At 70.5% G+C, this 10,436-nt stretch carries 12 protein-coding genes; 6 read left to right on the forward strand and 6 right to left on the reverse strand.

Annotation, left to right across the window (positions count from 1 at the left end; genetic code table 11):
• The first annotated feature begins 8 nt into the window (after nucleotides 1–8).
• The 3 genes from BXA11_RS38820 (at nucleotide 9) to BXA11_RS38830 (ending at nucleotide 2,412) form a co-directional block, all read left to right on the forward strand.
• Entirely contained in the window at nucleotides 9–827 is an 819-nt protein-coding gene (locus BXA11_RS38820; protein WP_204054082.1) for an SAM-dependent methyltransferase, read from the forward strand.
• A 76-nt stretch (nucleotides 828–903) separates the two neighbouring features.
• Complete coding sequence (locus tag BXA11_RS38825; protein ID WP_076442793.1) at nucleotides 904–1,179, forward strand: isoamylase early set domain-containing protein; 276 nt, start codon at nucleotides 904–906, stop codon at nucleotides 1,177–1,179.
• Nucleotides 1,180–1,230: 51 nt separating this feature from the next.
• Nucleotides 1,231–2,412, forward strand: coding sequence for a zinc-dependent alcohol dehydrogenase (locus BXA11_RS38830; RefSeq protein WP_076442795.1), 1,182 nt, complete (start codon nucleotides 1,231–1,233; stop codon nucleotides 2,410–2,412).
• Between the two features lie 3 nt (nucleotides 2,413–2,415).
• Here BXA11_RS38830 and BXA11_RS38835 read toward each other — a convergent pair whose 3' ends face one another.
• From BXA11_RS38835 to glnII, 5 genes are all read right to left on the reverse strand, one after another.
• Nucleotides 2,416–3,243 (reverse strand): metal ABC transporter permease, encoded by an 828-nt coding sequence (locus BXA11_RS38835; protein ID WP_076442797.1) that lies wholly within the window; start codon nucleotides 3,241–3,243, stop codon nucleotides 2,416–2,418.
• Nucleotides 3,240–4,121 (reverse strand): metal ABC transporter permease, encoded by an 882-nt coding sequence (locus BXA11_RS38840; RefSeq protein ID WP_030510810.1) that lies wholly within the window; start codon nucleotides 4,119–4,121, stop codon nucleotides 3,240–3,242. The genes BXA11_RS38835 and BXA11_RS38840 overlap by 4 nt, the downstream gene beginning before the upstream one ends.
• Entirely contained in the window at nucleotides 4,118–4,879 is a 762-nt protein-coding gene (locus BXA11_RS38845) for a metal ABC transporter ATP-binding protein (RefSeq protein ID WP_076442800.1), read from the reverse strand. The genes BXA11_RS38840 and BXA11_RS38845 overlap by 4 nt, the downstream gene beginning before the upstream one ends.
• Nucleotides 4,876–5,799, reverse strand: a complete 924-nt coding sequence (locus tag BXA11_RS38850; protein ID WP_076442803.1) for a metal ABC transporter substrate-binding protein — start codon at nucleotides 5,797–5,799, stop codon at nucleotides 4,876–4,878. Before BXA11_RS38850 ends, BXA11_RS38845 begins: the two co-directional genes overlap by 4 nt.
• A gap of 232 nt (nucleotides 5,800–6,031) precedes the next feature.
• Complete coding sequence (gene glnII / locus BXA11_RS38855; protein WP_239105322.1) at nucleotides 6,032–7,087, reverse strand: glutamine synthetase; 1,056 nt, start codon at nucleotides 7,085–7,087, stop codon at nucleotides 6,032–6,034.
• A 168-nt stretch (nucleotides 7,088–7,255) separates the two neighbouring features.
• Here glnII and BXA11_RS38860 point away from each other — a divergent pair, with 168 nt between their 5' ends.
• Nucleotides 7,256–7,765: a hypothetical protein gene (locus tag BXA11_RS38860; protein ID WP_143734778.1), complete on the forward strand. Its 510-nt coding sequence runs from the start codon at nucleotides 7,256–7,258 to the stop codon at nucleotides 7,763–7,765.
• A gap of 34 nt (nucleotides 7,766–7,799) precedes the next feature.
• On the opposite strand, the gene BXA11_RS38865 is transcribed toward BXA11_RS38860, so the two are convergent.
• Nucleotides 7,800–8,582 (reverse strand): DUF72 domain-containing protein, encoded by a 783-nt coding sequence (locus tag BXA11_RS38865; protein ID WP_076442807.1) that lies wholly within the window; start codon nucleotides 8,580–8,582, stop codon nucleotides 7,800–7,802.
• Nucleotides 8,583–8,665: 83 nt separating this feature from the next.
• Here BXA11_RS38865 and BXA11_RS38870 point away from each other — a divergent pair, with 83 nt between their 5' ends.
• Nucleotides 8,666–9,211 (forward strand): type 1 glutamine amidotransferase domain-containing protein, encoded by a 546-nt coding sequence (locus BXA11_RS38870; protein ID WP_030510804.1) that lies wholly within the window; start codon nucleotides 8,666–8,668, stop codon nucleotides 9,209–9,211.
• 67 nt (nucleotides 9,212–9,278) lie between these two features.
• Nucleotides 9,279–10,157 carry a sugar kinase gene (locus BXA11_RS38875; RefSeq protein WP_076442809.1) on the forward strand — a complete coding sequence of 293 codons (879 nt, stop codon included), beginning with the start codon at nucleotides 9,279–9,281 and terminating at the stop codon, nucleotides 10,155–10,157.
• Nucleotides 10,158–10,436 lie beyond the last annotated feature (279 nt).

The raw sequence follows: 10,436 nt of genomic DNA on the forward strand, positions 1-10,436 counted from the left end.
GACCTTGCGTGGCCGATGACGCGCCGCCACCCGGCATCGATGCGCGCGTCCCCAATCCTGCGCGCATGTACAACTATTTCCTCGGCGGAAAGGACAACTTCGCGGCCGATCGGGAAGCCGCGGAGCGGGTCATGTCGGTCGCGCCCGAGGCCCCCTCGCTGGCCCGCCGCAACCGTGCCTTCCTGCGCCGGGCCGTACGCCATCTGGTGACCGAGGCCGGGATCCGGCAGTTCGTGGACATCGGCACCGGGCTGCCGACCGAGGGCAGCGTTCACGAGGTGGCGCACGAGCTGGACCCCGGTGTCCGGGTGGCGTACGTGGACAACGACCCGGTCGTGCTCGCACACGCCCGGGCGCTGCTGTCGGGTGCCACCGCCACCACCGTCACCGTGCACGGGGACCTGCGGCGCCCCGAGGAGATCCTGGCCGATCCGGAGCTGAGGTCGCTGATCGACCTGTCGGAGCCGGTCGCCGTCCTGCTCGTGGCCGTGCTGCACTTCCTCTCCGACGACGACAAGCCGGCCGAGCTCGTCACCCGCCTCGGGGAGTCCGTCGCCCCCGGAAGCCACCTCGTGCTGTCCCACGTCACCGACGAGGAACGGGCCGGCGACGCCCGCGAGGGGGCGGCCGTCTACCGGCAGGCCAGCAACGGCGTCACGCTGCGGAGCCGCGAGCAGATCCACGAGTTGTTCGGCGGCTTCCGGCTCATCGAGCCGGGCCTGGTCCCGCTCGACGACTGGCGGCCCGACGACGAGAACCTGCTCGCCCGGCAGGCCGGCCGCCACCTGCCCACGTGGTTCCTCTGCGGCGTCGGGCACGCGCCCTGAAAAGGCCGTGAATATTGTGTTACGTCCTGCGTGTACTTGTTTCTTCCTTTAGGGGCAATACGCCAGGCTATGCGACATGCTCAAACGCACCAGGTTGTTCGGGCAGAAGACCCGCGTCACCTTCGCCCTGCCCGTTGACGAGCCCTCGGGAACGGTCAGCGTGGTGGGCGACTTCAACGACTGGCTGCCCGGCCGCCACGAACTGCTGCGGCGCAGGAACGGCACCCGCACCGTGTCGGTGATCCTCCCGCCCGGCGCACACCGGTTCCGCTACCTCGCAACGGGCGGCGTGTGGTTCGACGACGACCACGCCGACCATGTGGACGGGCAGGGCAGCGTGCTGCACCTCTGATCCGGACATGGAGCCCGTTTCCCCCGCCGTAAGCGGGGCAGACGGGGAACCATGAAGGCAGTTACCTGGCACGGCAAGCGCGACGTCCGGGTGGAGGAGGTCCCCGACCCCGCCATCAAGGAACCCACCGACGCGATCATCCGGGTCACCACCACCGCGATCTGCGGCTCCGACCTGCACCTCTACGAGGTGCTCGGCCCGTTCATCGGCGAGGGCGACATCCTCGGCCACGAGCCGATGGGCATCGTGGAGGAGGTCGGCGCGGAGGTCACCCACATCTCGCCCGGCGACCGCGTGGTGATCCCGTTCAACATCTCGTGCGGCCACTGCTTCATGTGCGACCGCGCGCTGTACGCCCAGTGTGAGACCACCCAGGTCCGCGAGTACGACACCGGAGCCGCGCTCTTCGGCTACACCAAGCTGTACGGCGAGGTGCCGGGCGGCCAGGCGGAATACCTGCGCGTCCCGCAGGCGCACTTCGGGCCGATCAAGGTGCCGGACGGGCCGCCGGACGAGCGGTTCGTCTACCTCTCCGACGTGCTGCCCACCTCCTGGCAGGCCGTCGAGTGGGCCGAGGTGCCGGACGGCGGCAGCGTCACGGTCTTCGGCCTCGGCCCGATCGGGCAGATGTCCGCCCGCATCGCCCGCCACCGCGGCTACCGGGTGATCGGCGTGGACATCGTCCCCGAACGCCTGGAGATGGCCCGCCGGCACGGCATCGAGGTGATCGACGGGAACGAGACCGACGACGTGCCCGAGGCGATCCGGTCGATGACCGGGGGCCGGGGCACCGACTCGGTCATCGACGCCGTCGGCATGGAGGCGCACGGCTACACCGTGGGCAAGCTCGCCCAGACGGTCACCGGCATGCTGCCCGACAAGGCCGCCGCCGCCATGATGACCCGCGCCGGCCTCGACCGGCTCGCCGCCCTGCAGGACGCCATCGAGACCGTGCGCCGCGGCGGCACGATCTCGATCAGCGGCGTGTACGGCGGGATGACCGACCCCATGCCCATGCTGCAGCTGTTCGACAAGGGCGTCACGCTCAGGATGGGCCAGGCCCACGTCAAGCGGTGGGTGGACGATCTCATGCCGCTGCTGACCGGCGACGGCGATCCTCTGGGGGTCGAGGACCTGGCGACGCACCGCCTGCCGCTCGGCCAGGCCCCGCACGGCTACGAGATCTTCCAGAAGAAGGAGGACGGCGCGATCAAGGTGCTGCTCACGCCCTGATGATCAGGCCCTGACGGCGGCGGCCCGTCCGGCCCGTCCGCGTACGGCGGTGCCGAGGAAGACCGCCCCGAACACCAGGCCCACGAACAGGGCGATGGAGGCCCCGGTCGCGACGTTCCACTGCGTGGAGACCCACACGCCCGCGAGGGCGCACGCGACCCCGATCCCGGCGGCGAGCGGGAACAGCGGCGCGAACCTGTCGGTGAGCAGGCGGGCCGTCGCGGCCGGGCCCACGATCAGCGCCACGGCGAGGATCGTCCCCAGCGCGGGCACGGTGGCGACGACGGTCACCTCGACGACCGCGAGCAGCGCGAAGTCCAGCAGCACGGTGGGCAGCCCGAGCGCCGCCGCCCCCACCGGGTCGAACGCCGCGAGCAGCAGTTCCTTGCCCACCAGGGCGAGCACGAGCAGCACGCCCGCGGCGACGGAGACGGTCGCCACCAGGTCGCCCGTGCCGACGGCGAGGACATCGCCCACCGTGTAGGCCGCCAGGTCCTTGGTGAAGCCGTCCTGGGACGACACCAGCACCACACCGAGCGCGAAGCCGCCCGACAGCGCGATGCCGGTGGCCGTCGTGAAGTCCTGCCCGCGGCCCCGGCCGAACGCGAGGACGGCGGCGACCACCAGCAGTCCGAACAGCCCGCCGCCAAGGTAGATGTTCACCCCCAGCAGGGCGGCGACGACGATGCCGGGGAACGTCGCGTGCGTGAGGGCCATCGTGAAGAACGGCAGCCGCCGCGCGACCACGAAGACCCCGACCACCCCTCCCAGCGCGCCGACCAGGACGGCCTCGACGAGGGCCCGGTGGACGGTGGAATCGAGCCAGTTCACGCCGCCTCCAGGACCGAGCGGCGGCGGGCCCGGCTCAGGCCCGCCTTCCTGCGGACGTACGCGGCGGCGTGGGCCAGGCCGTACATCGCCACCAGCGCGAGCACCACGGTCGCGCCGGAGGCGAGCCTGATGCCATGCCCGACCGACGCCTCGTAGCTCACGACCAGCCCTAGCCACCCGGCGGCCGCGCCGACGAGACAGGCCAGCGGCACGATGACCGCGAGCCGGTCCGACAGGCTGCGCGCCGCCGCGGCCGGCACGATGAGCAACGCGATCACGAGGACCGTGCCGACCGCCTTCACGGCGGCCACGACCACCAGCGCGACCGCGACGTTCACCACGAGGTCGAGCAGGCCGACGCGCACGCCGGCCGCCTGGGCGCCCTCGGGGTCGAAGGCCCGCAGCAGCAGCGGCCGCCGCAGCACCGCCAGCAGCGCCACGACCACGACCGTCACGACGGCGGTCTGCGCGAGCTGCGCCTCGGTGACCGTCAGCACCCGCCCGAACAGGAACGCCGTGAGGTCGGCGGTGAAGCCGGTCTGCCGCGACACGATGACGACGCCGACGGCGAACAGCGTGGTCAGCAGCATGGCGAGCGCGGCGTCCTCGCTCACCCTGCGGCGCTGGGTGAGCAGCGTGAGCAGGACGGCCGTGACGACCCCGGCGGCCAGCGCGCCCCAGAAGATGCCGCCGTTCCCGGCCATGAGGTGGCCGATGACCACGCCGGGAAAGACGGTGTGCGTCAGGGTGTCGCTGACGAAGGCGAGCCGGCGCAGCAGCACCAGCACGCCGACGGTGCCCGCGAGCGCGCCGAGGAGGACCAGTTCGACCAGCGCCCGCGCCATGAAGGGCATCTGGAAGGGCTCGAAGAAGATCATGTCTGGGTCACGATCACCCGGTCGCCGCGCAGTTCGAGCGCGTGCCCGCCGTACGTCGCGCGCAGCCGCTCGGGCGTCAGCACGTCGCCGGTCGGGCCGAACCCGAACTGGCTCCGGTTCAGCAGGCACACCTCGTCGCAGGCGAGGTGGGCGATGGCGAGGTCGTGAGTGCTGACGACGACGGAGGCGCCCTGCGCCTTGAGCGAGCCGATCGCCTCCAGCAACGCGTGCTGGCTGACCGCGTCCACGCCGTTGAACGGCTCGTCGAGCAGCAACATCCTCGGCTTGGCGGCGATGGCCCTGGCCAGCAGCACCCGCTGGCGCTGCCCGCCCGACAGCGTGCCGAACCGGTCACGGGCCCGCCCGGCCAGCCCGACCCGCTCCAGGGCGTCGGCCACCTCGGCCCGGTCGTCGGCGGAGGGGCGGCGCAGCCAGCCGATCCGCCGGTAGCGGCCCATCATCACCACCTGCTCGACCGACACCGGGAAGTCCGGGTCGAGCGTGTCGGCCTGCGGCACGTAGGCGACGTCGCGGCGGGCCTGCGCCGGGGGCCTGCCCAGCACCTCGATCCGGCCGCGTACGACCGGCACCAGGCCGAGCAGCGCCTTGATGAACGTGGACTTTCCGGCGCCGTTCGGGCCGATCAGCGCCACGGCCTCGCCCTCGTGGACGACGCCGTTCAGTTCTTCCAGCACCGGGACGTCGCCGTAGGCCACGCTCGCCCGGTCGAGCACCAGGGTCGGCGCGCGCTCACTCATGCGACGGTCCCCCTCAACGCGTTGACGATGGTGTCGGTATTGTGCTCCTCCATCTGCAGGTAGGTCGCACCGGCCGACCCTTCGGGGCCCAGCGAGTCGCCGTACAGCGCGTCCTCTCCGGCCACGACCCGCACCCCGGCCTCGCGCCCGATCGCCTCGGCCGTCTTCGGCGGCAGCGACGCCTCCGAGAAGATCGCCGCCACTCCGGTCGCCTTGATCTTGGCGACGAGGTCGGAGACCTGCTTGGCGGACAGCTCTGCCGAGGTGTCGAAGCTCGGGATGATCGAGCCGACGAACGTCAGCCCGTAACGGTCGAGGTAGTAGCCGAAGGCGTCGTGGTTGGTCACGAGCTTGCGCCGGTCGGCGGGGATGGACTCGACCTTCTTGGCGATCTCGCCGTCGAGCGCGTCCAGCTTCGCGTCGTACGCCACCCGGTTGGCCTGGTAGGCCGCGGCGTCGCGCGGGTCGGCGGCGGCGAACGCCTTCTCTATGGTGTCGACCATCGTCTTGGCGTTGAGGGGGTTGTGCCAGATGTGCGGATTGCCGTCGCGGATCTGCACGCCTTGGGAGGCGTCCACCACGGGCCCGTCGAAACCGGCGGCCGAGATCGTCTCGTCCAGCCATCTCTCCAGGTCCACGCCGTTCTTGACGAGCACGTCGGCCTCGGCGATGGCCTGCATGTCCGCCGGGGACGGCTCGTAGTCGTGGGGATCGACGTTCGGCCTGAGCAACTGGTGGACGCTGACCCGGTCACCGCCGACGTTGCGGGCGAAGTCGGCCACCTGTGTGGTGGTCGCCACCACCTTCAGCGGCTGGGCCGGGTCGGAAGGCGAAGAGGACGCGTTCCCTTCGCCGCACCCGGCGGCGAACAGCACGAGCAGGGCGGCGGACGACAGCGTACGGGCGAGAGGCGAGAGCACGACGAGTCCTCAAGTCGGCATATCAAAGTAGTGCGTCAAAGCAGTGCATCAAGCGATGCATCAGGGGAAACATCCCTTTCAAATGTCTCGCAAATGAAAATCATTGTCAACTCGGGACACTTCGACCGCCCGCCGGCCGCCGCACAGCCGCCGTAAAACGCGTACGGCTCCCGCGCCGGAACGCGGGAGCCGTAGGGAGATGAGGGAACCGTTCAGTTCCTCGTGAAGCCGATCAGATCTGGCCGGCCTTCTCCAGAGCGGTGCAGCAGGTATCGACCATCAGGCGGGCGACGACGTAGGGGTCGACGTTGGCGTTGGGGCGCCGGTCCTCGATGTAGCCCTTCTTGTCCACCTCGACCTGCCACGGGATGCGGACCGAGGCGCCGCGGTCGGAGACGCCGTAGCTGAACTTGTCCCACGGAGCGGTCTCGTGGTGGCCGGTCAGGCGGTCCTCGATGCCGTGGCCGTAGTTCTTGACGTGCTCCATGGCGTTGTCGGCCAGGGCCTCGCAGGCCGTGATGATCGGCTCGTAGCCCTCACGCATGGCCTTGGTCGAGAAGTTGGTGTGCGCGCCCGCGCCGTTCCAGTCGCCCTTCACCGGCTTCGGGTCGAGCGTGGCGGCGACGTCGAACTCCTCGGCGGTGCGGTAGAGCAGCCAGCGGGCGACCCACATGTGGTCGCCGACCTCCAGCGGACCCGCCGGGCCCACCTGGAACTCCCACTGGCCGGGCATGACCTCGGCGTTGATGCCGGAGATCTTCAGGCCGGCGGCCAGGCAGCGGTCGAGGTGCAGCTCGACGATGTCACGGCCGAACACCTCGTCGGCGCCGACACCGCAGTAGTAGCCGCCCTGCGGGGCGGGGAAGCCGCCCAGCGGGAAACCGAGCGGGCGGCCCTCCTTGAAGAAGGTGTACTCCTGCTCGATGCCGAACCACGAGTCCTGCTCGGCGAACTTCTCGGCCACCTCCGCCAGCGGGGCGCGGGTGTTCGTCGCGTGCGGGGTCAAGTCGGTGTGCAGGACCTCGCACATGACGAGCACGTTGTCACCGCCGCGGATCGGGTCGGGGCAGGTGAACACCGGCTTAAGCACCAGGTCGGAGGAGTGACCCGTGGCCTGGTTGGTGCTGGACCCGTCGAAGCCCCACAGCGGCGGCTCGGCGCCGTCGGCAAGGACCTTGGTCTTGGAGCGGAGCTTCGCGGTCGGCTCCGTGCCGTCGATCCAGATGTACTCGGCCTTGTAGGTCACGTCGATCCCTTCGAACGAGGCGGCCTGGCGTTCGTCCGCCACGCTCGACATTGCCGTTCTGGCATTTCGTAGCTTTTGCCCGTTTGTAACCGGAGTGTTAACGCGCATTCTTTGCCTTGACGGTGTTGTGACCCGCAGCACATGAACGCCGCTTTCCTGGGCAGTCGGATGAGCGTCCACCAATCGCAACCGCACTGGGAGTGAGCGCAGATGGTCTTATTGGGCCTGCTTCTGGTTCTGATCGCGGCGGCGGCTGTGATCGAGGTGTCGGTGAACGACACCGCGAACACCATGCCGATCACGGTCCTGGACCGCACGTTCAACCTCAGCCCGTTCGAGCTGTTCATCGCCGGTGTCGTGACCGCCGCCGTATTCGTCGCCGGTCTGCTGCTCATCACCGGCGGCATGCGCCGCGCGGCCGTGAAGCGCCGCCGGCTGCGTGAGGCGCGCCTGGCGGAGCGGGACCGCGTGTCCCGCCTGGAGGCCGAGAAGCGCGACCTGGAGCGCCGTCTGGAGACGACCCCGACGGCCTCGACGACCCCGACGTCCACCCCGAAGGTCGACCGGGACGGCGACGGAGTCGACGACCGGACCGAGCGGGCCGAGCAGGCGGAGCGTCCCACCGCGCCGCACAACCGCCTCTCCATCCCCGCCCAGCAGTCGTCCTCCGACCAGCTGGTGGCGGGCGGGCGTCACGCGGCCGACGACCGCCGCGCCTGATCCGTCATGCCGGGGGTGACACTCGCCCGTCCGGTCACGACCGGACGGGCTCGGGGGTCCGCTTGGAGGTCGGCTCGGGGAGCCGCGCCCTGCTGACGTCCCGCCCCTGCGCGCACGCCAGCTCAGCGAAGGTGATCGCGTTGCGTACGGCGGCGCCACCGGGGTCGTTGTTGAAGTAGACGTAGGCGTCCGGCGCGTCCCCCAGGCGGTCCACCCAGCTGCGCAGCGCACGCCGCCCATAGTTGGGCCAGGGCTCCGCCCCTCCCTCGTGGAAGCGCAGGTAGACCCAGTCGGCCGTACGCCACAGGGGTCCGGCCGGCCGGCCGAGCCGGTCCGCCCAGCACAGCGCGGCCCCGAACTCGGTCAGCAGAGCGCGGATCTCGTCGGTCCACCACGAGGCGTGCCGGGGCTCGACCGCGACCCGTACGGCGCGCGGGAACCGGGCCAGGCAGGCCCGCAGCCGCCCGGCGTCCACCTGCAGGGTCGGCGGCAGTTGCAGCAGGATGGGGCCCAGCTTCGGGCCGAGGCCCTCGGCCACGCCCATCAGCCGCTCGACCGGCTCCTCGGGGTCCTTCAGCCGCTTGATGTGCGTCAGGAAGCGGCTTGCCTTGACCGCCATGACGAAGCCGGGCGGCGTACGCTCCCGCCACGACTCGAACGTCTCCCGCTTCGGCAGCCGGTAGAAGGCGTTGTTGTTCTCGACCGTGGCGAAGATCTCGCCGTAGCGCTCCAGCCACAGCCTCTGCGGCACGCCCCCGTAGACGAGGTCGCGCCAGTCGGCGTACTGCCATCCAGAGGTCCCCACCAGCACGGGCATGCCCATCCCCTACCCCGTGGACGGCATAGATCGCGGCCAACGGGGCACGCGACGTCAAGAACGAGCAAAAGAGGGGAGCAACGATGATCCAGGGCAAGACGATCGCATTCCTCGTCGCACCCGAGGGGGTCGAGCAGGTCGAGCTCACCGAGCCGTGGAAGGCCGTCCAGCAGGCGGGCGGCACTCCGAAGCTGGTCTCGGTGGAACGCGGCGAGATCCAGGCGTTCCACCACCTCGACAAGGCCGACACCTTCCCGGTGGACGCCGTGGCCGGAGAGGTCTCCGCCGCCGACTTCGACGCGCTGGTCCTCCCCGGCGGGGTCGCCAACCCCGACTTCCTGCGCACGCGGCCGGAGGCCGTACGGTTCGTCAAGGAGTTCTTCGAGGCGGGCAAGCCGGTCGCGGCGATCTGCCACGCGCCGTGGACCCTCGTGGAGGCCGACGTGGTGCGCGGGCGCACGCTGACCTCGTGGCCCAGCCTCCAGACCGACCTGCGGAACGCGGGGGCGACCTGGGTGGACCAGGAGGTCATGGTCTGCACGGACGGTCCTAACACGCTGGTGACCAGCCGGAAGCCAGACGATCTGAAGGCCTTCTGCCAGGCCGCCGTGGACGCGTTCGGCGCCTGAGTCGGGGCTTTCCCGGGCGGATCAGGCTCTGTCATGCTTTCCGGGTGCGATCCCGCGGACTTACGGCATGACCGAGGTTTTCACGCTCGGAGAGGCATTGGGCGTCGTCTCCGGCGACCGGCTCCGGCACGACATGACGATTCGCCTCGACGTGGAGGGGCCCGAGCTGACGACGGCGGTCGGCCTGGCCCGGCTCGGCCACACAGTGAGCTGGCTGGGCCGGGTCAGCGCCGACGAACTGGGCATGCGCACGCTGACCGTGCTGCGCGGCGAGGGCGTAGAGGTTTCCCACGTACGGGTGGACGAGACGACGGCGACCGGGCTGATCCTCCGGCAGCGGCGCATCGGCCGTTCGTCGCACGCCGTCCACTACCGGGAGGGCTCGGCCGGGTCGCACCTGTCGACCGGCGACGTGCCCGGTGAGGCGGTCCAGTCGGCGCGGATCCTGCACGTCACCGGCGTCACCCTCGGGCTGAGCGGCCTCGCGTGGAGCGCCGTCCACCACGCCGTCAAAATCGCCAGGGACGCCGGCGTGCTCGTCTCCGTGGACGTCAACCACCGCGCGAACCTGTGGGAGAGCTCGGAGGAGGCCCGGCAGGGACTCACCGAACTCGCCGCCTCGGCCGACGTGCTCTTCGCTACCCAGGACGAGCTCATGCTCGTGGAGCCCGTGCTCGCCTCCACGCCCGAACTGGTCGTGACCCGGGGCGTCAAGGGAGCCAGCGCCACCGTCGAGGGACTGCGCTACGACACCCAGGCCGCCCCCGTGACCGCGGTCGACCCCTCCGAGGTCGGCGGCGCGTTCGTCGCGGGCTACCTCAGCGCGATCCTGGACGGCCTGCACCCGGCCGACCGCCTCAAGCGCGGCATCTCGGTGGCCGCCTTCGCGGTCGCCAGCCACAGCTCCTGGCAGGGCCTGCCCACCCGGGGCGAGCTGCCCCCGTGACCAGCGACGTCACGTGCCGGAGCACGCCGTCGGCCTGATTCTGCGGTCCCCAATCTGTGGCTCCAAGAGATTCTCGCGTGAGCTTGCACAGCCCACAGAGAGACGAAAGAATTCATACACGCTTTCGAATCTCATGAGGGGGTGCGACGGATTTGTTCGACGCCGATCCCGACCGCCCTCGTCATTCGAATTTCTCTGACGGCTGGTGGGACCGGTTGACCGCCGATTCTCCGCTCTGGTCGTCCGAAGGCTCCCTGGCCCGCGAGCACTTTCCGATCA

Source organism: Microbispora rosea (assembly GCF_900156315.1).
In the GTDB taxonomy this organism is placed as follows: domain Bacteria; phylum Actinomycetota; class Actinomycetes; order Streptosporangiales; family Streptosporangiaceae; genus Microbispora; species Microbispora rosea.